The sequence below is a fragment of the Pseudomonas shiyinii genome (genome assembly GCF_056725765.1).
Genome location: NZ_CM161522.1, coordinates 3,753,982 through 3,775,619, shown reverse-complemented (window position 1 = coordinate 3,775,619; position 21,638 = coordinate 3,753,982). Strand labels below are relative to the sequence as shown.

Here is a 21,638-nt window from a genome sequence, read left to right as displayed (position 1 = left end):
TATGAGCCAGATGTTATCCACCGTCAGCGAACAGCTCCTGGCCCCGGGCGGACTGACCCTGGACAGCCTGCAGGCTGTGCTGGGCGAGTTGGCAGGCCCAGGCATCGATGCCGCCGACCTGTATTTCCAGGGCCAGATCTCGGAAACCTGGGCGCTGGAGGACGGCATCGTCAAGGAGGGTAGCTTCAACCTCGACCAAGGCGTGGGCGTGCGTGCCCAGTCCGGTGAAAAGACCGGTTTCGCCTACAGCAACGCGATCAACCTCGAAGCCCTGACCTCGGCGGCCCGTGCCGCCCGTTCGATTTCCCGCTCCGGGCAGGAGGGCCGCGTGCAGGCTTTCCGCAGCCAGCAGGTGACGGCGCTGTACGCCCAGGACAACCCGCTGGACGTGCTCAGCCGTGCCGAGAAGGTCGAGCTGCTCAAGCGTGTGGACGCCGCGACCCGTGCCCTGGACCCTCGTATCCAGCAGGTGACGGTGAGCATGGCCGGGGTCTGGGAGCGCATCCTGGTGGCTGCGGTCGATGGCAGCCTGGCGGCCGACGTGCGGCCGCTGGTGCGCTTCAACGTCAGCGTGATCGTCGAACAGAACGGTCGCCGCGAACGTGGCGGGCAGGGCGGTGGCGGGCGCGCCGACTACCGTTACTTCACCGAGGAGCGCGTCATGGGCTACGCCCGCGAGGCCCTGCGCCAGGCGTTGGTCAACCTCGAGGCCAAGCCGGCACCGGCCGGTACCTTGCCCGTGGTGTTGGGGCCAGGCTGGTCCGGCGTGCTGTTGCACGAAGCAGTGGGCCACGGCCTGGAAGGCGATTTCAACCGCAAGGGCAGTTCGGCCTACAGTGGGCGTATCGGTGAACAGGTGGCGTCCACGCTGTGCACCATCGTCGACGATGGCACCCTGGAGGGCCGCCGTGGTTCCCTGAGCGTCGATGACGAGGGCACCCCGACCGAATGCACCACCCTGATCGAGAACGGCATCCTCAAAGGCTACATGCAGGACAAGCTCAATGCGCGGCTCATGGGCATGGCGGTCACCGGCAACGGCCGTCGCGAGTCCTATGCGCACCTGCCGATGCCGCGCATGACCAACACCTATATGCGCGCGGGTGAGAGCGACCCGCAGGAAATCATCGCCTCGGTGAAAAAGGGCATCTATTGCGCGAACCTTGGCGGTGGCCAGGTGGATATCACCAGCGGCAAGTTCGTGTTCTCCACCAGCGAGGCGTATTTGATCGAAGACGGCAAGATCACCGCGCCGGTCAAGGGCGCCACCCTGATCGGCAACGGTCCGGAGGCGATGAGCCGGGTGTCGATGGTCGGTAACGACCTGGCCTTGGACAGCGGCGTGGGGACATGCGGGAAGGATGGACAATCGGTGCCGGTGGGCGTTGGTCAGCCGACCTTGAAGCTCGATGCGATCACCGTGGGTGGTACCGGCGCGTGATGCCGGCGCGAGGGGCGATCTGGAAGCGGGCGTATCCGGCGAAGCCGGTGCCAGGCGGCACCGTGTCGCCGGCTTCGCGCCCGCCCCGGCAGGGCTCCTCGGTAGGGATCAGCGCAGCCCGCGCTGCAGTTCGTCGAGGTCGCGGATGTACTTGAAGACCTTGCGCGCGGCGGCGGGTGGCTTGTTCCGTGCCTTCTCGTGCTGGGCATGGCGGATCAGCGAGCGCAGGTGCTGGCGATCGGTGTCGGGGTACTCGTTGACGAAACGTTCGAGGTCGTCGTCGTTGCCATCGATCAGGCGATCGCGCCAACGTTCCAGGTTATGGAAGCGCTCGTTGTACTGGCGAGTCGAGCTGTCCATCTGTTCGAGCACGGCGTGGATCGCGTCGATGTCCTGTACTCGCATCAGCTTGCCGACGAACGACATGTGGCGTTTGCGGGCGCCATGAGCCGTGTGCTTGGAAGCCTCGGCCAGGGCCTTGCGCAGCTCGTCGGTCAAGGGCAGGCGCGCCAGGGTTTCGGCCTTGAGCGTGGTGAGGCGCTCGCCGAGTTCGACCAGCGCATGCAGCTCGCGCTTGATCTGGGTTTTGCTTTTTTCGCCGTCGAAGGCGTCGTCGTAAGAATCAACCATGGTGGCAGTCCGCTGGAAATCGCCGCCATGATAACCAGTCGGGGGCCGCTTGTCCGGCCCGGTCGTACAATGACCCAAGCCGAACGCAGAATTTTGAGTGGAGAAAACCATGAGTGCAGTCCAGAGCGTAGGCCCCAAGGACCTGCCAGCCTTGCAGGAGCAGGTCGAGGCGATCATCGCAGAAGCGCGCCGCCAAGGTGCCAGCGCCTGCGAGGTCGCGGTGTCGCTGGAGCAGGGCCTGTCCACCACGGTGCGCCAGCGTGAGGTCGAGACGGTCGAGTTCAACCGCGACCAAGGCTTCGGCATCACCCTCTACGTCGGCCAGCGCAAGGGCTCGGCCAGCACCTCGGCGAGCGGCCCTGAGGCCATTCGCGAGACCGTGGCGGCCGCGCTGGCCATCGCCCAGCATACCTCCGAGGATGAATGTGCAGGCCTGGCCGACGCGGCGTTGATGGCCCGCGAGATCCCGGACCTCGATCTTTATCATGACTGGGCCCTGGAGCCGGAAAAAGCCGTCGAGATGGCATTGGCCTGCGAGGCAGCGGCGTTCGATGCCGACCCGCGCATCCTCAATGCCGACGGCACCACCCTGAACACTCACCAAGGCTGCCGGGTCTATGGCAACAGCCATGGCTTCATCGGCAGCTACGCCTCCACGCGCCATAGCTTGAGTTGCGTGATGATCGCCGAAGGCGAAGGGCAGATGCAGCGCGACTACTGGTACGACGTCAATCGCCAGGGCAACCTGCTGGCCGACCCGCGTAGCATCGGCCAGCGGGCCGCACAGCGCGCAGCCAGCCGCCTGGGCGCGCGCCCGGTGCCTACCTGCGAAGTGCCGGTGCTGTTCTCTGCCGAACTGGCCGGTGGCCTGTTCGGCAGCTTCCTGTCGGCGATCTCCGGCGGCAACCTGTACCGTAAGTCATCGTTCCTCGATGGTGCCATCGGCCAGCGTCTGTTCCCCACCTGGCTGACCCTCGACGAGCGCCCACACCTGCCGCGCGCGTTGGGCAGTGCCGCTTTCGATGGCGATGGCCTGGCTACGTATGCCAAGCCATTCGTCGACAAGGGCGAGCTGGTTTCCTATTTGCTGGGTACCTATTCGGGGCGCAAGCTGGGCCTGCCGAGCACCGCCAATGCTGGCGGTGTGCATAACCTCTTCGTCACCCACGGGGTGGAGGACCAGGCAGCCTTGATCCGTCGCATGGGGCGCGGTTTGCTGGTAACCGAATTGATGGGACATGGCCTGAACATGGTGACCGGCGACTATTCCCGCGGTGCGGCGGGCTTCTGGGTAGAGAACGGTGAAATCCAGTTCCCGGTCCAGGAAGTCACCATCGCCGGCAACATGAAAGACATGTTCCAGCAGATCGTGGCCATCGGCAGCGATATCGAAACCCGCAGCAACATCCACAGTGGCTCGGTGCTGATCGAACGGATGACTGTGGCGGGGAGTTGATACTTGCCGCATTGCTGGAAAAACCGGGGCCGCTTTGCGGCCCCGGTTGTTTGGCTGGCTGGAGCTACTCGCCTTCGTCGAAGTAGTTGTTGATCAATTCGACTAGGGCATCCATGGCCTCGGTGTCCTGCTCGCCCTCGGTCATCAGGTGCACCTGGGTACCTTTGCCTGCGGCGAGCATCATCACTGCCATGATGCTTTTGCCATCCACCAGCTTGTCCGGCGCGCGCCCGACCCTGACCTGGCAGGGGAAGCGGCCGGCCACGCCGACGAACTTGGCCGCCGCCCGGGCATGCAGGCCAAGCTTGTTGATGATGGTGATTTCGCGGGCGGGCATCGTGGGGCGGATATCCTTGGGCTAGAGGTCGCGGTGGCGAACCTGGACGTTTTTCAGGGATTGTTGCAGCAACTGGCCCAAGCGCTCGGTCAGGTACACGGAACGATGGTGCCCGCCGGTGCAGCCGATGGCGATGGTGACATACGCGCGGTTGCTGGCGGCGAAGCGGGGCAGCCATTTGAGCAGGTAACTGGAGATATCCTGGAACATCTCCTCGACATCCGGCTGGGCGGCCAGGTAGTCGATCACCGGCTGGTCCAGCCCGGAATGCTCGCGCAACTCCGGCTTCCAGTACGGGTTGGGCAGGCAGCGTACGTCGAACACCAGGTCGGCGTCCACGGGCATGCCGCGCTTGAAACCGAAGGACTCGACCAGGAACGCGGTGCCGGGCTCGGGCTGGTTGAGCAGGCGCAGCTTGATCGAGTCCCTCAGCTGATAGAGGTTCAGGTTGGTGGTGTCGATCTTCAGGTCGGCCAGGTCGGAAATCGGGCCGAGCAGCTCGCTTTCGACGCGGATCGCCTCTGCCAGGGAGCGATTGGCGTTGGTCAGCGGGTGGCGCCGGCGGGTCTCGGAGAAGCGCTTGAGCAGCGTCTCCTCGTCGGCGTCCAGGTACAACACATCACATTGGATATGCCGGCTTCGGGCCTCTTCGAGCAGGTCGGGAAAGCGGGTCAGGTGGCTGGGCAGGTTGCGCGCGTCGATGGAGACGGCCACCTTCGGTTGCAACAGCTCGGTATTGATCAGTGCGTTTTCGGCCAGTTGCGGCAACAACCCGGCGGGCAGGTTGTCGATGCAGTAATAGCCGTTGTCTTCCAGGACATCGAGGGCGGTACTTTTGCCGGAGCCGGACCGGCCGCTGACGATGATCAGGCGCATGTTAGTGCTCGTTCTGTGCGTCCAGGACTACCTGGTACAGGGCCTCGCTGCTGTCGGCGGCACGCAGGCGATCGCGAACCTCCTTGCGATCGAGCATGCTGGCGATCTGGCGCAGCAGTTCAAGGTGGGCATCGGTGGCCGCCTCGGGTACCAGCAGGACGAACAGCAGGTCCACGGGCGCGCCATCGATGGCGTCGTAGTCGATGGGAGCATCCAGGTGCAGCAGGGCGCTGACGGGCGCCGTGCAGCCTTCGAGCCGGCAGTGGGGGATGGCGATGCCATTGCCGAAGCCGGTGGAGCCCAGTTTCTCGCGGGCAACCAGCTTTTCGAAGACGTCTTGCATCTCCAGTTCGGGAATTTGCTCGGCGATCAGGTTGGCGACCTTTTCCAGGGCGCGCTTCTTACTGCCGCCCGGCACGTTCACGAGGGAACGGCCGGGGGTCAGGATGGTTTCAAGTCGGATCATGGATGAGAGGGATCAGCGGGCGGCTGCACCTTGCAGCAGGCTTTGCTGTTTTTCCTTGTGTTTTTTCAGTTGGCGGTCGAGCTTGTCAGCCAGGGCGTCGATCGCTGCATACATGTCTTGGTGTTCGGCGTTGGCAACCACTTCTCCGCCGGGAATCTGGAGCGTGGCCTCGACCTTCTGCTGCAGTTTCTCGACTTTCATGATCACCGTGACGTTGGTGATCTTGTCGAAATGTCCTTCCACCCGGGCGAGCTTCTCGAGTACGTACTCACGCAGTGGTTGGGTGACTTCTACATGCTGTCCACTGATGTTGACTTGCATACAGCTTCTCCTTTGTTGCCCGTGCATAAAGGGCAGGTATTGCACCTGCCACTGAAACGCTATGGCACAGCCAGGGGCTACATCAGTCGCTTGCGCTCGCTCGACGGTGCGATGCCGAGGGACTCGCGGTACTTGGCGACGGTGCGACGGGCTACCTGGATGCCTTGTGCCTCCAGTAAACCAGCGATCTTGCTGTCACTCAATGGCTTTTTCTGATTTTCCGCCGCAACCAGTTTCTTGATGATCGCGCGGATCGCCGTAGACGAGCATTCACCGCCTTCGGCGGTGCTCACATGGCTCGAGAAAAAGTATTTCAATTCATAGATACCACGCGGGGTATGCATGTATTTCTGCGTGGTGACCCGGGAAATGGTCGATTCGTGCATGCCCACCGCCTCGGCGATGTCGTGCAGCACCAATGGCTTCATCGCTTCGTCGCCCTGGTCGAGGAAGCCGCGTTGGTGCTCGACGATCTGGGTGGCGACCTTCATCAGCGTCTCGTTGCGGCTCTGCAGGCTCTTGATGAACCAGCGTGCCTCCTGCAACTGGTTGCGCATGAAGGTGTTGTCGGCGCTGGTGTCGGCGCGGCGGACGAAACCTGCGTACTGCGGGTTGACCCGCAGGCGCGGGATCGCTTCCTGGTTGAGCTCCACCAGCCAGCGGTCGTTGTCCTTGCGCACGATGACGTCGGGTACCACGTATTCCGGCTCGCTGGACTCGATCTGCGAGCCCGGGCGTGGGTTGAGGCTCTGTACCAGCTCGATGACCTGGCGCAGTTCATCTTCCTTGAGCTTCATGCGGCGCATCAGCTGGCTGTAGTCGCGGCTGCCGAGCAGGTCGATGAAGTCGCTGACCAGGCGCTGGGCTTCGGCCATCCATGGGGTGTCGGCCGGCAGCTGGCGCAGCTGCAGCAGCAGGCATTCGCCGAGGTTGCGGGCGCCGATGCCGGCAGGCTCGAACTGCTGGATGCGGTGCAGTACGGCTTCCACTTCATCCAGCTCGATATCCAGCTCCGGGTCGAAGCCTGCGCAGATTTCCTCGAGGCTGTCCTCCAGGTAGCCCTGGCCGTTGATGCTGTCGATCAGGGTCACGGCGATGAGCCGGTCGGTGTCGGACATCGGTGCCAGGTTCAACTGCCACAGCAGGTGGCTTTGCAGGCTCTCGCCGGTGGAGGTGCGGGTGGTGAAGTCCCACTCGTCGTCATCGCTGGCCGGCAGGCTGCTGGCGCTGGTCTGGTAGATGTCTTCCCAGGCCGTGTCGACGGGCAGTTCGTTGGGGATGCGTTCGTTCCATTCGCCTTCTTCCAGGGTTTCGGCGCTGGCCGTGCTTTCCTGGAAGCTGTTGTCCTGGGCTTCGGCGACCGGCTTGCTCTCGGCGTTGTCGGCCATGGGGTCGCTGTTGTCGAAGTCGTCGCCGTCTTCCTGACGTTCGAGCATCGGATTGGACTCCAGCGCTTCCTGAATTTCCTGTTGAAGGTCCAGGGTGGAGAGCTGGAGCAGACGGATGGCCTGTTGCAACTGCGGTGTCATCGTCAGTTGCTGGCCCATTTTTAGGACGAGCGATGGTTTCATGGCTGGGGCTTAATACCTTGTTCGCCGGCGCGCATGCGCCATCCACTACACGTAGGGCGCCGGGGCGCCAATTTTAAGCAAGTTATATGCCTGAAATTGTAGCGTTTGCCTAGAGCACTGCAACTTTTGCGGCAGTGCCCCAGGCAGACTCCGGGCTCAGAGTCGGAACTCGTGGCCCAGGTAGACCTCCTTGACCAGGTCATTGGCCAGGATGGTCTCGGCATCGCCTTCGGCGATCAGTTGTCCATCGTTGACGATGTAGGCAGTCTCGCAGATATCGAGCGTCTCGCGGACGTTGTGGTCGGTGATCAGCACACCGATGCCCTTGGCCTTGAGATGATGGATGATCTGCTTGATATCGCCCACGGAAATCGGGTCGACACCGGCGAAGGGTTCGTCCAGCAGGATGAACTTCGGCGCGGTGGCCAATGCCCGTGCGATCTCGACGCGGCGGCGTTCGCCACCGGAGAGGCTCATGCCGAGGTTGTCACGGATGTGGCTGATGTGGAACTCCTGCAGCAGGCTTTCCAGCTCCTTGCGGCGGCCGTCGCGGTCGAGGTCCTTGCGGGTCTCGAGGATGGCCATGATGTTGTCGGCCACCGACAGTTTGCGGAAAATCGACGCTTCCTGGGGCAGGTAGCCGATGCCAGCGCGGGCGCGGCCGTGCATGGGCTGGTGGCTGACGTCCAGGTTGTCGATCAGCACGCGGCCCTGGTCGGCGCGGACCAGGCCGACGATCATGTAGAAGCAGGTGGTCTTGCCGGCGCCGTTGGGGCCGAGCAAGCCGACGATCTGGCCGCTGTCGATCGACAGGCTGACGTCGCGGACGACCTGGCGGCCCTTATAGCTCTTGGCCAGGTGCTGGGCTTTGAGGGTTGCCATTTACTCGGCCTTCTTCTTCGGCTGAATCACCATGTCGATGCGCTGACGGGGTGAAGTCACATTGCCACCGCGACCGGCGGTAGCCACCTGGGTCTTGGTGTTGTAGACGATCTTCTCGCCTTCGGTAGTGTTGCCTTCGTTCTCGACCTTGGCGCGGTCGGTGAGGATCACCATGTCCTTTTGCGCCTGGTACTGGATGGTCACGGCCCAGCCTTTCATCTTGTCGGGCTTGGCGGCGCTCTGCTGCTGCTCGAAGTACGCCAGGTTGCCCACCGAGGTGACCACGTCGATATCGCCGGAGGCGGCGCGGGTGATGGTCACGGTGTTGCCTTTGATCATCATCGAGCCCTGGGTGATGATCACGTCGCCGGTATAGGTGGCTACGCCTTGCTTGTCGTCCAGGTGAGCGTTGTCGGCCTGGATGCGGATAGGCTGGTCACGATCGTTGGGCAGGGCCAAGGCGCTCGCGCTTCCCAGTGCCGCGCTCAGGCTGAGCAAAAAGGGGAGGGTTTTAACGAGCCTCATACTGTCCTCTTACGTTGGACAGCAGGTCCATCCTGCCGTCTTTCAAATACGCTTTCATTCCTTTGCCCGTAGTGGTCCCACCGGCGCCGTCGATTCTAACGGCTTGCTCGGTCTGCGCATATTGCTTCTGCGGGAACACGGTCATGCGGGACGTGGTGACGATCATTTCGCGCTGCTTTTCATCGGTACGGGCCACGCGGACCTTCTCGATGAGCTCGACCTCGGTGCCGTCCGGGTTGACCTCGGCGCGCTCGCTCTGCACGTGCCACGGGTACTGCGTACCGCGGTACAGGTGCAGGTCGGGCTTGGTCAGCAGGGAGACTTCGCTGGCCTTGAGGTGCTCGACCTTGTCGGCGGTCATCTCGTACTGCATCTTGCCGTCTGGCATGAACTGCACGCTGTGGGCGTTGATCGCGTAGTAGTCGATGGCGCTTTCGTCGACCTGGGCCACGGGCTTGTCGAGGAAGCTCTCGGGGCTGATGTTCCAGTAGCCGACCGCCACCAGCAGTGCGGCGATCGCACCGAGCAGCACGATATTTCGGGCTTTCTTGCTGAACATGTGCGGCCTTAGAGGTAGTTGGCGTTGGCAGCGTCCAGGTTGCCCTGGGCCTGCATGATCAATTCACAGAATTCGCGAGCTGCGCCTTCGCCGCCGCGCGCCTGGGTAACGCCATGGGCATGCTGGCGAACGAACGGTGCGGCGCTGGCCACTGCCATGCCCAGGCCCACGCGGCGGATCACCGGCAGGTCGGGCAGGTCGTCGCCCAGGTAGGCGACCTGTTCATAGCTTAGGCCCAGTTCGGCCAGCAGGCCGTCGAGCACCACAAGTTTGTCCTCGCGGCCCTGGAACAGGTGCGGGATGCCGAGGTTGCGCGCCCGGCGTTCGACCACCGGGGTCTTGCGCCCGCTGATGATCGCGGTGGTCACGCCCGAGGCCATGAGCATCTTGATGCCGTGGCCGTCGAGGGTGTTGAAGGTCTTGAACTCGCTGCCGTCCTCGAGGAAGTACAGGCGCCCGTCGGTGAGTACGCCGTCGACGTCGAAGACCGCCAGCTTGATGGCCTTGCCGCGTTGCAGCAGATCCGGGTTCATCGTGTTGTCCTCCATCACATCACGCCTGCGCGCAGCAGGTCGTGCATGTTCAGGGCGCCGGTCGGGCGGTCGTTCTGGTCGACCACCACCAGTGCGTTGATCTTGTTGTCTTCCATGATGCGCAGGGCCTCGGCGGCGAGCATCTCGGCACGGGCGGTCTTGCCGTGCACGGTCATCACCTGGTCGATGATGGTTTTGTGCACATCGATGTTGCGCTCCAGGGCGCGGCGCAGGTCGCCGTCGGTGAACACCCCGGCCAGGCGGCCGTCGGCCTCCAGCACCACGGTCATGCCGACCAGGCTCTTGCGTGACATCTCCACCAGGGCGTCCTTGAGCAGGGTGCCACGCTGCACGATGGGCAGCGCTTCGCCGGTGTGCATGACGTTTTCCACCTTCAGCAGCAGGCGACGGCCCAGGGCGCCGCCCGGGTGGGAGAAGGCGAAGTCCTCGGCGGTGAAGCCGCGCGCCTCGAGCAATGCGATGGCCAGGGCGTCGCCCAGGACCAGGGCCGCGGTGGTGGACGACGTGGGCGCCAGGTTCAGCGGGCAGGCCTCCTGGGCGACGCTGGCGTCGAGGTTGACCTCGGCGGCCTGGGCCAGGGGCGAGTCGGGGTTGCCGGTGAGGCTGATCATCTGGATGCCCAGGCGCTTGATCAGCGGCAACAGGGTGACGATCTCTGCGGTGCTGCCGGAGTTGGACAGGGCCAGGATGACGTCATCGCGGGTGATCATGCCCATGTCGCCGTGGCTGGCTTCGGCCGGGTGCACGAAGAAGGCTGGCGTGCCGGTGCTGGCCAGGGTCGCGGCGATCTTGTTGCCGATGTGGCCCGACTTGCCCATGCCGAGCACGACGACCCGGCCCGTGCTGGCCAGGATCAGCTCGCAGGCCTTGACGAAGTTGTCGTCAATGCGCGGCAGCAGGCCCTCTACGGCTTCGAGTTCCAGGCGCAGGGTGCGCTGGGCGGATTGGATCAGCTCGCTGGATTGGCTCATGTCGAAAAGCAATGTCTGATAAAAAGGCGCCGATTATAGCTGCAATGTGCGAAAGGCTCATCCATCGATTGTCGTACTGGCTGTCGTTGACCTGAACAGCCTGCGTGATGGCCTTGGGGCGCGCGTTGCAGCGGTGCTATAGTTCGCCGCTATTCGGCCCGCCGCTGGCGCGTGTGCCTTCACGAAGAGGGCAGGCGTCCATTGAGACGAGGCTGCATCGCAAGGAGTCTAGATGAGTGTGGATAGCGCCTACGCGGTCGAGTTGAAGGGTGTCACCTTCAAGCGCGGTTCGCGCAGCATTTTCAGCAATGTGGACATACGCATCCCCCGTGGCAAGGTCACTGGCATCATGGGGCCTTCCGGGTGCGGCAAGACCACACTGCTGCGCCTGATGGGGGCACAGTTGCGCCCGTCGAGCGGAGAGGTCTGGGTGGCCGGGCAGAACCTGCCGAGCCTGTCCCGGGGCGACCTGTTCGATGCGCGCAAGCAGATGGGCGTGCTGTTCCAGAGCGGCGCCCTGTTCACCGATCTCGATGTGTTCGAGAACGTCGCCTTTCCACTGCGGGTCCATACCCAGCTGTCGGACGAGATGATCCGCGACATCGTCCTGATGAAGCTGCAGGCCGTGGGCCTGCGCGGGGCCATCGACCTGATGCCGGACGAACTCTCCGGCGGCATGAAGCGCCGCGTGGCGTTGGCCCGCGCCATCGCGCTGGACCCGCAGATTCTCATGTACGACGAACCGTTCGTCGGCCAGGACCCGATCGCCATGGGCGTGCTCGTGCGCCTGATCCGCTTGCTCAACGATGCCCTGGGCATCACCAGCATCGTGGTGTCCCACGACCTGGCCGAGACCGCGAGCATCGCCGACTATATCTATGTGGTGGGGGATGGCCAGGTGCTTGGGCAGGGCACGCCGGACGAGCTGATGGGCTCGGACAACCCGCGCATCCGCCAGTTCATGAAGGGCGACCCGGACGGCCCGGTGCCTTTCCACTTCCCTGCGCCTGACTATCGCGCCGACCTGCTGGGAGCGCGGTGATGCGCAGAAAATCCGTACTCGAACGTATCCGTCTGTTTGGCCGCGCGGCCATCGATGTCCTGGCCGTGCTCGGCCGCTCCTGCCTGTTCCTGGTCCATGCCCTGGGTGGGCGTGGCGGCATCGGCGGCAGCTTCCAGCTGTTGGTCAAGCAGCTCTATGCGGTGGGGGTGCTGTCGCTGGCGATCATCGTCGTCTCCGGCATCTTCATCGGCATGGTGTTGTCGCTGCAGGGCTACAGCATCCTCACCAAGTACGGCTCCGAGCAGGCCGTGGGGCAGATGATCGCCCTGACCCTGCTGCGCGAGCTGGGGCCGGTGGTCACCGCCTTGCTGTTCGCCGGCCGTGCAGGTTCGGCGTTGACCGCCGAGATCGGCAACATGAAGTCCACCGAGCAGCTCTCGAGCCTGGAGATGATCGGCGTCGACCCGCTCAAGTACATCGTCGCCCCGCGCCTGTGGGCCGGGTTCATCTCGCTGCCGCTGCTGGCGCTGATCTTCAGCGTGGTCGGTATCTGGGGCGGGTCCTGGGTGGCGGTGGACTGGCTGGGGGTCTACGAAGGCTCGTTCTGGGCCAACATGCAGAACAGTGTTTCCTTTACCGACGACGTGCTCAACGGGCTGGTCAAGAGCCTGGTGTTCGCCTTCGTCGTGACCTGGATCGCCGTATTCCAGGGGTATGACTGCGAGCCCACCTCAGAAGGGATCAGCCGTGCCACCACCAAGACCGTGGTCTACGCCTCGTTGGCAGTCCTGGGTCTGGACTTTATTCTGACCGCCTTGATGTTTGGAGATTTCTGATGCAAAACCGCACCCTGGAAATCGGTGTCGGCCTGTTCCTCCTGGCCGGGATCCTGGCGTTGCTGCTGCTGGCCCTGCGCGTCAGCGGGCTGTCCGCCAGCCCGAGCAGCGACACATACAAAGTTTATGCGTACTTCGACAATATCGCCGGTTTGACGGTCAGAGCTAAAGTGACCATGGCCGGTGTGACCATCGGCAAGGTCACGGCCATCGATCTGGACCGTGACTCCTATACCGGTCGGGTGACCTTGCAGTTGGACAAGAACGTCGACAACCTGCCGACCGACTCCACTGCCTCGATCCTGACCGCAGGGCTGCTCGGCGAGAAGTACATCGGTATCAGCGTGGGCGGTGAAGAGGACGTGCTCAAGGATGGTTCCACCATCCATGACACCCAGTCGGCGCTGGTGCTGGAAGATCTGATTGGCAAGTTCCTGCTCAATACCGTGGGCAAGGAACCGAAAGAAGCCCAACCCGCTAATTAAGGAGTTTCCATGATTTCGATCCTGCGACGCGGCCTGCTGGTTCTCCTGGCGGCCTTCCCCCTGCTGGCCATGGCCGCGCCGGGCCAGTCTGCCCGTGACGTGGTGCAGGGCACCACCACCGAGCTGCTGTCGGACCTGAAGGCCAACAAGGAGCAGTACAAGAGCAACCCACAGGCGTTCTACGACGCCCTCAACCGCATCCTGGGCCCTGTGGTCGATGCCGATGGCATCTCCAAGAGCATCATGACCGTCAAGTACTCGCGCAAGGCCACCCCCGAGCAGATGCAGCGCTTCCAGGAGAACTTCAAGCGCAGCCTGATGCAGTTCTATGGCAATGCGCTGCTCGAGTACAACAACCAAGGCATCACTGTCGACCCGGCCAAGGGTGAAGAAGGCGATCGTACCAGCGTCGGCATGAAGGTCACCGGCAACAACGGCGCTGTCTATCCGGTGCAGTACACCCTGGTCAAGCTCGGTGGCGAGTGGAAGGTGCGCAACGTGATCGTCAACGGCATCAACATCGGCAAGCTGTTCCGCGACCAGTTCGCCGACGCCATGCAGCGCAACGGCAACGACCTGGACAAGACCATCGACGGCTGGGCCGGCGAAGTGGCCAAGGCCAAGGAAGCTGCCGACAAATCGCCCGACAAGGAAGTGAAATGAGCGACACCGGCGTGACCATGACCGAGCCGGGCGTCTTGCGTCTGGCCGGTGTGCTGGACTACCGCAGCGGCCCAGCCCTGCGCAAGGAAGGCAAGGCATTGATCGCCGCCTGTCGCGAATCGAAGGTGGTGCTCGACTGTTCGTCCGTGGCCCGCTCCACCAGCGTCGGCCTCTCGCTGCTGCTGGGCTTCATCCGTGACGCCCAGGCCGCCGGCAAGGGCTGGGAGCTGCGCGGCATGCCCGACGACATGCGCGACATTGCCGAGGTCTACGACCTCGATGAAGTGCTGGCGGGCTGATGGCTCGCCGTTAAGGGATGGCCCCTCGGTCAGCAGGCCCCACCATGGGCTTCGCAGGCGAGGGGCTTTTTTGTATGATGGCCGACCCGCGCGCACTGGGCGCCGATTGAGGTTGAGCATGCAGGCCGTAGAAGTTAAAAGCTTCCTTGAAGAGAAATTGCCGGGAACCCGGGTCGAAGTTGAAGGCGAAGGCTGCAACTTCCAGTTGAACGTGATCAGCGACGAGCTGGCCGGCCAGAGCCCGGTCAAGCGCCAGCAGGCGATCTATGCTCACCTGAATCCGTGGATCGCCGATGGCAGCATCCATGCGGTAACCATGAAATTTTTCAGCAGCGCAGCCTGGGCTGAGCGCACCTGAGCCAACGTTGGCGGCGAGATTGCAATGGACAAACTGATTATCACTGGCGGCGCGCGTCTCGATGGCGAGATCCGCATTTCCGGGGCGAAGAACGCCGCCCTGCCGATTCTCTCGGCGACCCTGCTGGCTGACGGCCCGGTCACCGTGGGCAACCTGCCGCACCTGCACGACATCACCACCATGATCGAGCTGTTCGGTCGCATGGGCATCGAGCCTGTGATCGACGAGAAGCTCTCGGTGGAAATCGACCCGCGCACCATCAAGACCCTGGTCGCCCCCTACGAGCTGGTCAAGACCATGCGCGCCTCGATCCTGGTGCTCGGTCCGATGGTCGCCCGTTTCGGCAAGGCCGAAGTCGCCCTGCCCGGTGGTTGCGCGATCGGTTCGCGCCCGGTCGACCTGCACATCCGTGGCTTGGAGGCCATGGGGGCGAAGATCGAAGTCGAAGGCGGCTACATCAAGGCCGAGGCTCCTGAGGGCGGCCTGCGTGGCGCGCACTTCTTCTTCGATACCGTCAGTGTGACCGGTACCGAGAACATCATGATGGCCGCTGCCCTGGCCAAGGGCCGCAGCGTCCTGCAGAACGCTGCGCGCGAGCCGGAAGTGGTCGACCTGGCCAACTTCATCAACGCCATGGGCGGCAAGATCCAGGGCGCCGGTACCGACACCATCGTCATCGATGGCGTCGAGCGACTGCACTCGGCCACCTACCGCGTGATGCCCGACCGTATCGAGACCGGTACCTACCTGGTCGCTGCTGCCGTGACCGGTGGCCGTGTGAAGGTCAAGGACACCGATCCGACCATCCTCGAGGCGGTGTTGGAGAAGCTCAAGGAAGCCGGTGCCGAAGTCACTGCCGGCGAAGACTGGATCGAGCTGGACATGCATGGCAAGCGGCCCAAGGCCGTCAACCTGCGTACCGCTCCGTACCCGGCCTTCCCGACCGACATGCAGGCGCAGTTCATCTCGCTCAACGCCATTGCCGAAGGCACGGGTGCGGTGATCGAGACGATCTTCGAGAACCGCTTCATGCACGTCTACGAAATGCACCGCATGGGCGCACAGATCCAGGTCGAGGGCAACACTGCCATCGTCACCGGGGTCAAGGCACTCAAGGGCGCACCGGTCATGGCCACCGACCTGCGGGCTTCGGCCAGCCTGGTCCTGTCGGCCTTGGTCGCTGATGGCGATACCCTGATCGATCGCATCTACCACATCGACCGTGGTTACGAGTGCATCGAGGAAAAACTGCAGATGCTGGGCGCGAAAATTCGCCGCGTACCGGGCTAGTCATCTGACTGGCGCTGGGTGTGGAAGCGGGCCAGGCTCGCTCCCACACACGAATCAAATGCGGCCAGGTCCATGACCTGGCCGGCAGTAGCCGCTTAAGGACCGACGTTTCCCATGTTGACCATCGCGCTATCGAAGGGCCGAATCCTCGACGATACCCTGCCATTGCTGGCTGAGGCCGGTATCGTGCCGACCGAGAATCCGGACAAGAGCCGCAAGCTGATCATCCCCACGACCCAGGACGATGTGCGCCTGTTGATCGTGCGTGCCACCGACGTGCCGACCTATGTCGAGCATGGCGCGGCCGACCTCGGGGTGGCCGGCAAGGACGTGCTGATGGAGTACGGCGGCCAGGGCCTGTACGAGCCCCTGGACCTGCAGATCGCCCGTTGCAAGCTGATGACCGCAGGTGCCGTAGGCGCGCCGGAGCCCAAGGGCCGGCTGCGCGTGGCCACCAAGTTCGTCAACGTAGCCAAGCGCTACTACGCCGAGCAGGGCCGTCAGGTCGATATCATCAAGCTGTACGGCTCGATGGAGCTGGCGCCGCTGATCGGCCTGGCCGACAAGATCATCGACGTGGTCGACACCGGCAACACCCTGCGCGCCAACGGCCTGGAGCCCCAGGAACTGATCGCCACGATCAGCTCGCGCCTGGTGGTCAACAAGGCCTCCATGAAAATGCAGCACGCCCGCATCCAGAGCCTGATCGACACCCTGCGCCAGGCCGTCGAGTCCCGACACCGCGGCTGACCTTTGCGCGCGACTTCTCGTCGCGCCCGTCTATCCGCGTCATAGCCAACTTTCTCGGGTGCCCGCGCGGATGGACTGGTAGCCTAGGGCGCCTGAGCATTCGCCAATAAAACGAGGCCCTCGCCATGACCGTGTCCACTGCAATTGCCCGTCTCAACGCTGCTGATCCGGATTTCGCCCGACATCTGGATCATCTGCTGAGCTGGGAAAGCGTGTCCGATGACGCGGTCAACCAGCGCGTGCTCGACATCATCAAGGCCGTGCGCGAGCGCGGCGACGCCGCCCTGGTGGAGTTCACCCAGCGCTTCGATGGGGTCGAGGCCAAGGGCATCGAAGACCTTATCCTCGACCGCGCGCGCCTGGAACTGGCGCTGACCCGCATCACCGAGGCCCAGCGCCAAGCCCTGGAGACCGCCGCCAACCGTGTGCGCAGCTACCACGAGCGGCAGAAGCAGGATTCCTGGCAGTACACCGAGGCCGACGGCACCGTGCTCGGCCAGAAGGTCACTCCGCTGGACCGTGCCGGTCTGTATGTCCCGGGCGGCAAGGCATCGTACCCTTCGTCGGTACTGATGAACGCCATCCCGGCGAAGGTCGCCGGCGTGTCCGAGGTGGTGATGGTGGTACCGACCCCACGTGGCGAAGTCAACGAACTGGTGCTGGCCGCGGCCTGCATCGCCGGGGTCGACCGCGTCTTCACCATCGGTGGCGCCCAGGCGGTCGCGGCCCTGGCCTATGGCACCCAGAGCGTGCCCCAGGTAGACAAGATCGTCGGCCCGGGCAACATCTACGTGGCCACCGCCAAGCGCCACGTCTTCGGCCAGGTCGGCATCGACATGATCGCCGGGCCCTCGGAGATCCTGGTGGTGTGCGACGGCCAGACCGACCCGGACTGGATCGCCATGGACCTGTTCTCCCAGGCCGAACACGACGAAGACGCCCAGGCGATCCTGGTCAGCCCGGACGCGGCGTTCCTGGACCGCGTCGCCGCCAGCATCGGTAAGCTGTTGCCGACCATGGAGCGTGCCGAAATCATCGAAAAGTCGATCAACGGCCGTGGTGCGTTGATCCAAGTGCGCGACATGCAGCAGGCGATGGATGTCGCCAACCGCATCGCCCCGGAGCACCTGGAGCTGTCGGTGGCCGACCCGCAGGCCTGGCTGCCGCACATCCGCCATGCCGGCGCGATCTTCATGGGCCGCCACACCAGCGAAGCCCTGGGCGATTACTGCGCCGGCCCCAACCACGTGCTGCCCACTTCCGGTACTGCGCGGTTCTCTTCGCCACTGGGGGTGTATGACTTCCAGAAGCGTTCGTCGATCATCTTCTGCTCCGAACAGGCCGCTTCCGAGTTGGGCCGCACCGCGTCGGTCCTGGCCCGTGGCGAATCGCTGACCGCCCATGCGCGCAGCGCCGAATACCGTATCCTCACCGAAAACAAGGGGAACTGAACATGAGCCGATTCTGGAGCCCCTTCGTCAAGGACCTGGTGCCCTACGTGCCGGGCGAGCAGCCCAAGCTGGCCCGCCTGGTCAAGCTCAACACCAACGAGAACCCCTATGGCCCATCGCCCAAGGCGCTGGCGGCCATGCAAGGGGAACTGAACGACAACCTGCGCTTGTACCCGGACCCCAACGGCGATCGCCTCAAGCAGGCGGTAGCCGAGTACTACGGTGTGACGGCGCAGCAGGTGTTCGTCGGCAACGGCTCGGACGAGGTGCTGGCGCACATCTTCCACGGCCTGTTCCAGCACGACCGTGGCCCGCTGCTGTTCCCGGACATCAGCTACAGCTTCTACCCGGTGTACTGCGGCCTGTACGGCATCCCGTTCGAGCCGGTGGCGCTGGACGAGCAGTTCCAGATCCGCATCGCGGACTACAACAAGCCCAACGCCGGGATCATCTTCCCCAACCCCAACGCGCCGACCGGCTGCCTGCTGCCGTTGCAGGCGGTAGAGCAGTTGCTGCAGGCCAACCGCGATTCGGTGGTGGTGGTGGATGAGGCCTACATCGATTTCGGTGGCGAAACCGCCATCAGCCTGGTGGACCGCTACGATAACCTGCTGGTGACCCAGACGCTGTCCAAGTCGCGTTCCCTGGCTGGCCTGCGGGTTGGCCTGGCGGTGGGGCACCCGGACCTGATCGAGGCGCTGGAGCGGATCAAGAACAGCTTCAATTCCTACCCGCTCGATCGTATGGCGATCGTGGGGGCGGCAGCGGCGTTCGAGGACCGAGCCTACTTCGACGAGACGTGCCGCAAAGTCATCGACAGCCGCGAGGCGTTGGTCGGTGAACTACGCGCCCGTGGATTCGAAGTACTGCCTTCGGCAGCCAACTTCATCTTCGCCCGGCATCCACAGCAGGATGCCGCTGGGATCGCGGCGCGCTTGCGTGAGCAAGGGGTGATTGTCCGGCACTTCAAGCAGGAGCGGATTGCGCAGTTCCTGCGGATCACCATCGGCACGCCGGAGATGAACCAGGCGTTGCTCGATGCGCTTGGATAAGCGGGCGGGTCAGGCGTAGGTCCGTGCAGCGGCGCTTGGGTTGCGTTGTGTCCTCACCCCTCGAGCCTGCCCCTATCAGCGTCGCCGTCAACGAACCCTGACCACGAGATACCCATGGACGAACGCACGACCCACCGCAGCCCGCCCCACGAGACGGAACTCGACGAACTGTTGATCGACGCCGAGGCCGACGACGAACAGGTGCAACAGCAGCCTGTGGCCCTGCGCCGCCCATGGCTGTTGCTGCTGGGGCTGGTGCTGGTGGCGCTGAACCTGCGCCCGGCATTATCGAGCCTGGCACCGCTGCTGGGGCAAGTCTCCGACAGCCTGGGGCTCAATGCCGCCCAGGCTGGTTTGCTGACCACCTTGCCGGTACTGTGCCTGGGCCTGTTCGCGCCGCTGGCGCCGGTGCTGGCTAGACGCTTTGGCAGCGAGCGCGTGATCCTCGGCATCTTGCTGACCCTGGCGTTGGGCATTCTCGTGCGCAGTGCCCTGGGGGTGACCGGGGTATTCCTGGGGAGCGTCATGGCCGGCGCGAGTATCGGCATCATCGGCGTGCTGTTGCCGGGCATCGTCAAGCGCGACTTCCCCCAGCATGCCGGCACCCTGACCGGCGTCTACACCATGGCCTTGTGCCTGGGAGCTGCGCTGGCCGCCGGTGCGACTGTGCCGTTGACCCGCCATTTCGCCGACAGCTGGCCCGTGGGGCTTGGCTTCTGGCTGCTTCCCGCGCTGCTGGCGATGCTGGTATGGCTGCCCCAGGCGCGCCAGGGGCATGGCCTGCACAAGGTGGCCTACCGGGTGCGCGGGTTGTGGCGCGATCCACTGGCCTGGCAGGTCACCCTGTACATGGGCCTGCAATCGTCGTTGGCCTATATCGTGTTCGGCTGGCTGCCTTCGATCCTGATCGGCCGTGGCCTGAGCCCGACGGAAGCGGGCCTGGTGCTGTCCGGCTCGGTGATCGTGCAGCTGGTCAGTTCGCTCAGCGCGCCTTGGTTGGCAACCCGGGGCAAGGATCAGCGCCTGGCGATCGTCATCGTCATGCTGACCACCCTGGCGGGGTTGTTCGGTTGCCTGTATGCGCCGCTGTCCGGCCTGTGGGGTTGGGCGGTGGTGCTCGGGTTGGGGCAGGGCGGTACCTTCGCCTTGGCACTGACCTTGATCGTGCTGCGCTCCAGGGATGCTCATGTCGCGGCCAACCTGTCGAGCATGGCGCAAGGGGTGGGCTACACCTTGGCGTCCATGGGGCCGTTCGCGGTGGGGCTGGTGCATGACCTGACCGGCGGTTGGGCTGCCGTGGGGTGGATCTTTGCTGCGCTGGGCATTGGGGCCATCGTGTTCGGCCTGGGGGCTGGGCGGGCATTGCATGTGCAGGTGAGCAGCGAGCGGGTTTAGGCCGAAGGCTCGAATGGGCATGGCGCCAGTGCGCATCACGGATTATCGTTCAGGCTTCCATTTCTCGACGGATTGCGCCATGAGCGACGCCAACCAAGCATTGATCACCCGTTTCTATCAGGCTTTCCAGCGCTTGGACGCCGAGGCCATGGTGGCTTGCTACAGCGAAGACATCACCTTCAGCGATCCGGTGTTCGGCACTCTACGAGGCCAGGACGTCGGCGACATGTGGCGGATGCTGACCACACGGGCCAAGGACTTCTCCCTGACCTTCGACCACGTCCAGGCCAACCCGGACAGCGCCAGCGCCCATTGGGTGGCGCGCTACCTGTTCAGCCAGACCGGCCGCACGGTGGTCAACGACATCCAGGCGCGCTTCGTGATCCGCGATGGCCTGATCCTGCAGCATGACGACAGTTTCGATTTCTGGCGCTGGTCTCGCCAGGCCCTGGGGTTGCCGGGCCTGTTTCTGGGCTGGTCGCCATGGCTGCAAGACAAGGTGTGCCGGCACGCCTTCAAAGGGCTGCGGGGGTTCCAGCAGGCCTGAGATCAGCGCGCAACGGCCTGCTCATGCTCATGGTAGGTAAACCTGGCCTGCTTGGTCCCTTCGCTGGGCAGGCGTATCCGGATCACCGGGATGAATGTGCCATTGGTCTTGTACCAGTCGCGCTGATCGGTCTGGGCCTGTTCCAAGGCCCTGGGCATACCTTCGATGTGGAAGAACGACTGGATCGGCAGCCTGGCTGAAGTGGATTCATCCCAGGCCCGCAGGATCAGCTCGTTCCACTGGAAAGGCAGTTCCTTGCCGAACAGTTGCTTGGCACGCAGGCTCTGATGGAACGCGTCGGCCCTACCCGGGGTGCGGGCACGTACATCGAAGGCGCATTGCTGCTTGTAGTCGCCGCTGCGCCTGAACTCGGCGATCCACTGCTCGGCGGTATCGATCCCTTTTCGTTGGCAGGCCTGCTCCACCTGAGGGGTCTGGGAATTGTCGCCACAGCCATTGCTGTTGCGTGTCCAGGTGTCACCATCGGTCGGCCATGCGCATAGCACTTCGTAGTACGACGAGCCCTGCGGGCGTTGCAGCTGGGGATACAGCGTGAAGCCGCTGCGGCCGTCGGCGGCAAGCTGGGACGTCGGTATATCGGCCCGAATGTAGGAAAACGATAGACCGCCCTTGGCCTTGGTGTTGGGGCTATGATGCCAGGTATGGTAGCTCGGCCCTGGCTTGGTGGCCCTGAGCAGTACACCGGAGCATGCATGGGCCGGCACTGCATTGCCTTCGCAGCGCGCCGGCGTGGCATCGTAGTTTTGTTGCATCTGGGCGGCGGTGCGCTGGCCGAGCAATGTGTGTGCCGACGTTTTGTCGGGCGATGCGTGGGCGGTAACGAGGGTTGTTGCGACGAGGGTCGCGATGGGTAGGGTTTTGAACATGGTGCAGCCCTTTCGTGGATGGGCTCACCAAAC

General features: G+C 63.9%; 26 protein-coding genes. 14 read left to right on the top strand and 12 right to left on the bottom strand.

Going from position 1 to position 21,638, the window contains the following annotated elements; all coding sequences use genetic code 11:
- Position 1: 1 nt before the first annotated feature.
- On the top strand, positions 2 to 1,441 hold the full coding sequence (tldD, locus tag ACXHGZ_RS17020) for a metalloprotease TldD (RefSeq protein ID WP_480460665.1): 1,440 nt from the start codon (positions 2 to 4) through the stop codon (positions 1,439 to 1,441).
- Between the two features lie 108 nt (positions 1,442 to 1,549).
- Here the strand turns inward: tldD and yjgA are convergent, their stop codons facing one another.
- Complete coding sequence (gene yjgA, locus ACXHGZ_RS17015; protein ID WP_084854545.1) at positions 1,550 to 2,071, bottom strand: ribosome biogenesis factor YjgA; 522 nt, start codon at positions 2,069 to 2,071, stop codon at positions 1,550 to 1,552.
- Between the two features lie 109 nt (positions 2,072 to 2,180).
- On the opposite strand from yjgA, the gene pmbA reads away from it, so the two are divergent.
- Positions 2,181 to 3,527 carry a metalloprotease PmbA gene (pmbA, locus tag ACXHGZ_RS17010; protein WP_084854544.1) on the top strand — a complete coding sequence of 449 codons (1,347 nt, stop codon included), beginning with the start codon at positions 2,181 to 2,183 and terminating at the stop codon, positions 3,525 to 3,527.
- A gap of 64 nt (positions 3,528 to 3,591) precedes the next feature.
- Here the strand turns inward: pmbA and ACXHGZ_RS17005 are convergent, their stop codons facing one another.
- The 10 genes from ACXHGZ_RS17005 to ACXHGZ_RS16960 all read right to left on the bottom strand — a co-directional run bounded on the left by ACXHGZ_RS17005 (position 3,592) and on the right by ACXHGZ_RS16960 (position 10,589).
- Positions 3,592 to 3,864, bottom strand: coding sequence for an HPr family phosphocarrier protein (locus ACXHGZ_RS17005; RefSeq protein ID WP_084854543.1), 273 nt, complete (start codon positions 3,862 to 3,864; stop codon positions 3,592 to 3,594).
- A 21-nt stretch (positions 3,865 to 3,885) separates the two neighbouring features.
- Positions 3,886 to 4,740: an RNase adapter RapZ gene (rapZ, locus tag ACXHGZ_RS17000; RefSeq protein ID WP_084854542.1), complete on the bottom strand. Its 855-nt coding sequence runs from the start codon at positions 4,738 to 4,740 to the stop codon at positions 3,886 to 3,888.
- Between the two features lies 1 nt (position 4,741).
- Complete coding sequence (gene ptsN, locus ACXHGZ_RS16995) at positions 4,742 to 5,206, bottom strand: PTS IIA-like nitrogen regulatory protein PtsN (RefSeq protein ID WP_084854541.1); 465 nt, start codon at positions 5,204 to 5,206, stop codon at positions 4,742 to 4,744.
- Positions 5,207 to 5,218: 12 nt separating this feature from the next.
- Positions 5,219 to 5,527 (bottom strand): ribosome hibernation-promoting factor, HPF/YfiA family, encoded by a 309-nt coding sequence (hpf, locus tag ACXHGZ_RS16990; RefSeq protein ID WP_043213265.1) that lies wholly within the window; start codon positions 5,525 to 5,527, stop codon positions 5,219 to 5,221.
- 77 nt (positions 5,528 to 5,604) lie between these two features.
- Positions 5,605 to 7,098: an RNA polymerase factor sigma-54 gene (locus ACXHGZ_RS16985; protein ID WP_480460664.1), complete on the bottom strand. Its 1,494-nt coding sequence runs from the start codon at positions 7,096 to 7,098 to the stop codon at positions 5,605 to 5,607.
- A gap of 156 nt (positions 7,099 to 7,254) precedes the next feature.
- On the bottom strand, positions 7,255 to 7,980 hold the full coding sequence (gene lptB, locus ACXHGZ_RS16980) for an LPS export ABC transporter ATP-binding protein (RefSeq protein WP_084854539.1): 726 nt from the start codon (positions 7,978 to 7,980) through the stop codon (positions 7,255 to 7,257).
- A complete protein-coding gene (gene lptA / locus ACXHGZ_RS16975) occupies positions 7,981 to 8,505 on the bottom strand; it encodes a lipopolysaccharide transport periplasmic protein LptA (RefSeq protein WP_084854538.1) in 525 nt (174 codons plus the stop codon).
- Positions 8,492 to 9,064 carry an LPS export ABC transporter periplasmic protein LptC gene (gene lptC / locus ACXHGZ_RS16970; protein ID WP_084854537.1) on the bottom strand — a complete coding sequence of 191 codons (573 nt, stop codon included), beginning with the start codon at positions 9,062 to 9,064 and terminating at the stop codon, positions 8,492 to 8,494. The genes lptA and lptC overlap by 14 nt, the downstream gene beginning before the upstream one ends.
- A gap of 8 nt (positions 9,065 to 9,072) precedes the next feature.
- The gene (locus ACXHGZ_RS16965; protein ID WP_084854596.1) at positions 9,073 to 9,597 is read right to left on the bottom strand and encodes a KdsC family phosphatase; all 525 of its coding nucleotides are present in this window, start codon (positions 9,595 to 9,597) and stop codon (positions 9,073 to 9,075) included.
- Positions 9,598 to 9,611: 14 nt separating this feature from the next.
- On the bottom strand, positions 9,612 to 10,589 hold the full coding sequence (locus ACXHGZ_RS16960; RefSeq protein ID WP_084854536.1) for a KpsF/GutQ family sugar-phosphate isomerase: 978 nt from the start codon (positions 10,587 to 10,589) through the stop codon (positions 9,612 to 9,614).
- A gap of 232 nt (positions 10,590 to 10,821) precedes the next feature.
- Here ACXHGZ_RS16960 and ACXHGZ_RS16955 point away from each other — a divergent pair, with 232 nt between their 5' ends.
- The 12 genes from ACXHGZ_RS16955 to ACXHGZ_RS16900 all read left to right on the top strand — a co-directional run bounded on the left by ACXHGZ_RS16955 (position 10,822) and on the right by ACXHGZ_RS16900 (position 20,718).
- Entirely contained in the window at positions 10,822 to 11,631 is an 810-nt protein-coding gene (locus tag ACXHGZ_RS16955) for an ATP-binding cassette domain-containing protein (RefSeq protein ID WP_480460663.1), read from the top strand.
- On the top strand, positions 11,631 to 12,428 hold the full coding sequence (gene mlaE / locus ACXHGZ_RS16950) for a lipid asymmetry maintenance ABC transporter permease subunit MlaE (RefSeq protein WP_084854534.1): 798 nt from the start codon (positions 11,631 to 11,633) through the stop codon (positions 12,426 to 12,428). Before ACXHGZ_RS16955 ends, mlaE begins: the two co-directional genes overlap by 1 nt.
- On the top strand, positions 12,428 to 12,913 hold the full coding sequence (mlaD, locus tag ACXHGZ_RS16945; protein WP_084854533.1) for an outer membrane lipid asymmetry maintenance protein MlaD: 486 nt from the start codon (positions 12,428 to 12,430) through the stop codon (positions 12,911 to 12,913). The genes mlaE and mlaD overlap by 1 nt, the downstream gene beginning before the upstream one ends.
- A gap of 9 nt (positions 12,914 to 12,922) precedes the next feature.
- Complete coding sequence (locus tag ACXHGZ_RS16940) at positions 12,923 to 13,576, top strand: MlaC/ttg2D family ABC transporter substrate-binding protein (RefSeq protein WP_480460662.1); 654 nt, start codon at positions 12,923 to 12,925, stop codon at positions 13,574 to 13,576.
- The gene (locus ACXHGZ_RS16935) at positions 13,573 to 13,875 is read left to right on the top strand and encodes an STAS domain-containing protein (protein ID WP_224456808.1); all 303 of its coding nucleotides are present in this window, start codon (positions 13,573 to 13,575) and stop codon (positions 13,873 to 13,875) included. The genes ACXHGZ_RS16940 and ACXHGZ_RS16935 overlap by 4 nt, the downstream gene beginning before the upstream one ends.
- A gap of 118 nt (positions 13,876 to 13,993) precedes the next feature.
- Positions 13,994 to 14,233 carry a BolA family protein gene (locus ACXHGZ_RS16930; RefSeq protein ID WP_029613593.1) on the top strand — a complete coding sequence of 80 codons (240 nt, stop codon included), beginning with the start codon at positions 13,994 to 13,996 and terminating at the stop codon, positions 14,231 to 14,233.
- Between the two features lie 24 nt (positions 14,234 to 14,257).
- Positions 14,258 to 15,523, top strand: coding sequence for a UDP-N-acetylglucosamine 1-carboxyvinyltransferase (murA, locus tag ACXHGZ_RS16925; protein WP_084854530.1), 1,266 nt, complete (start codon positions 14,258 to 14,260; stop codon positions 15,521 to 15,523).
- 114 nt (positions 15,524 to 15,637) lie between these two features.
- Positions 15,638 to 16,273, top strand: coding sequence for an ATP phosphoribosyltransferase (gene hisG, locus ACXHGZ_RS16920; protein WP_043213301.1), 636 nt, complete (start codon positions 15,638 to 15,640; stop codon positions 16,271 to 16,273).
- 125 nt (positions 16,274 to 16,398) lie between these two features.
- Positions 16,399 to 17,724: a histidinol dehydrogenase gene (gene hisD, locus ACXHGZ_RS16915; protein ID WP_480460661.1), complete on the top strand. Its 1,326-nt coding sequence runs from the start codon at positions 16,399 to 16,401 to the stop codon at positions 17,722 to 17,724.
- A gap of 2 nt (positions 17,725 to 17,726) precedes the next feature.
- Positions 17,727 to 18,776 (top strand): histidinol-phosphate transaminase, encoded by a 1,050-nt coding sequence (hisC, locus tag ACXHGZ_RS16910; protein WP_480460660.1) that lies wholly within the window; start codon positions 17,727 to 17,729, stop codon positions 18,774 to 18,776.
- Positions 18,777 to 18,890: 114 nt separating this feature from the next.
- Positions 18,891 to 20,171, top strand: coding sequence for a CynX/NimT family MFS transporter (locus ACXHGZ_RS16905; RefSeq protein WP_480460659.1), 1,281 nt, complete (start codon positions 18,891 to 18,893; stop codon positions 20,169 to 20,171).
- 79 nt (positions 20,172 to 20,250) lie between these two features.
- A complete protein-coding gene (locus tag ACXHGZ_RS16900) occupies positions 20,251 to 20,718 on the top strand; it encodes a nuclear transport factor 2 family protein (RefSeq protein ID WP_480460658.1) in 468 nt (155 codons plus the stop codon).
- Between the two features lie 2 nt (positions 20,719 to 20,720).
- Here the strand turns inward: ACXHGZ_RS16900 and ACXHGZ_RS16895 are convergent, their stop codons facing one another.
- Positions 20,721 to 21,605 carry a hypothetical protein gene (locus ACXHGZ_RS16895; RefSeq protein ID WP_480460657.1) on the bottom strand — a complete coding sequence of 295 codons (885 nt, stop codon included), beginning with the start codon at positions 21,603 to 21,605 and terminating at the stop codon, positions 20,721 to 20,723.
- Positions 21,606 to 21,638 lie beyond the last annotated feature (33 nt).

Coding starts and splice junctions, on each gene's coding strand:
- lptB (WP_084854539.1), bottom strand. CDS start 7,980: ATGGCAACCCTCAAAGCCCAGCACCTGGCCAAGAGCTATAAGGGCCGC.
- ptsN (WP_084854541.1), bottom strand. CDS start 5,206: ATGATCCGACTTGAAACCATCCTGACCCCCGGCCGTTCCCTCGTGAAC.
- ACXHGZ_RS16965 (WP_084854596.1), bottom strand. CDS start 9,597: ATGAACCCGGATCTGCTGCAACGCGGCAAGGCCATCAAGCTGGCGGTC.
- ACXHGZ_RS16930 (WP_029613593.1), top strand. CDS start 13,994: ATGCAGGCCGTAGAAGTTAAAAGCTTCCTTGAAGAGAAATTGCCGGGA.
- rapZ (WP_084854542.1), bottom strand. CDS start 4,740: ATGCGCCTGATCATCGTCAGCGGCCGGTCCGGCTCCGGCAAAAGTACC.
- murA (WP_084854530.1), top strand. CDS start 14,258: ATGGACAAACTGATTATCACTGGCGGCGCGCGTCTCGATGGCGAGATC.
- ACXHGZ_RS17005 (WP_084854543.1), bottom strand. CDS start 3,864: ATGCCCGCCCGCGAAATCACCATCATCAACAAGCTTGGCCTGCATGCC.
- hpf (WP_043213265.1), bottom strand. CDS start 5,527: ATGCAAGTCAACATCAGTGGACAGCATGTAGAAGTCACCCAACCACTG.
- lptC (WP_084854537.1), bottom strand. CDS start 9,064: ATGTTCAGCAAGAAAGCCCGAAATATCGTGCTGCTCGGTGCGATCGCC.
- hisD (WP_480460661.1), top strand. CDS start 16,399: ATGACCGTGTCCACTGCAATTGCCCGTCTCAACGCTGCTGATCCGGAT.
- ACXHGZ_RS16955 (WP_480460663.1), top strand. CDS start 10,822: ATGAGTGTGGATAGCGCCTACGCGGTCGAGTTGAAGGGTGTCACCTTC.
- ACXHGZ_RS16960 (WP_084854536.1), bottom strand. CDS start 10,589: ATGAGCCAATCCAGCGAGCTGATCCAATCCGCCCAGCGCACCCTGCGC.
- hisC (WP_480460660.1), top strand. CDS start 17,727: ATGAGCCGATTCTGGAGCCCCTTCGTCAAGGACCTGGTGCCCTACGTG.
- ACXHGZ_RS16935 (WP_224456808.1), top strand. CDS start 13,573: ATGAGCGACACCGGCGTGACCATGACCGAGCCGGGCGTCTTGCGTCTG.
- yjgA (WP_084854545.1), bottom strand. CDS start 2,071: ATGGTTGATTCTTACGACGACGCCTTCGACGGCGAAAAAAGCAAAACC.
- pmbA (WP_084854544.1), top strand. CDS start 2,181: ATGAGTGCAGTCCAGAGCGTAGGCCCCAAGGACCTGCCAGCCTTGCAG.
- ACXHGZ_RS16895 (WP_480460657.1), bottom strand. CDS start 21,605: ATGTTCAAAACCCTACCCATCGCGACCCTCGTCGCAACAACCCTCGTT.
- lptA (WP_084854538.1), bottom strand. CDS start 8,505: ATGAGGCTCGTTAAAACCCTCCCCTTTTTGCTCAGCCTGAGCGCGGCA.
- ACXHGZ_RS16985 (WP_480460664.1), bottom strand. CDS start 7,098: ATGAAACCATCGCTCGTCCTAAAAATGGGCCAGCAACTGACGATGACA.
- tldD (WP_480460665.1), top strand. CDS start 2: ATGAGCCAGATGTTATCCACCGTCAGCGAACAGCTCCTGGCCCCGGGC.
- mlaE (WP_084854534.1), top strand. CDS start 11,631: ATGCGCAGAAAATCCGTACTCGAACGTATCCGTCTGTTTGGCCGCGCG.
- hisG (WP_043213301.1), top strand. CDS start 15,638: ATGTTGACCATCGCGCTATCGAAGGGCCGAATCCTCGACGATACCCTG.
- ACXHGZ_RS16905 (WP_480460659.1), top strand. CDS start 18,891: ATGGACGAACGCACGACCCACCGCAGCCCGCCCCACGAGACGGAACTC.
- ACXHGZ_RS16900 (WP_480460658.1), top strand. CDS start 20,251: ATGAGCGACGCCAACCAAGCATTGATCACCCGTTTCTATCAGGCTTTC.
- ACXHGZ_RS16940 (WP_480460662.1), top strand. CDS start 12,923: ATGATTTCGATCCTGCGACGCGGCCTGCTGGTTCTCCTGGCGGCCTTC.
- mlaD (WP_084854533.1), top strand. CDS start 12,428: ATGCAAAACCGCACCCTGGAAATCGGTGTCGGCCTGTTCCTCCTGGCC.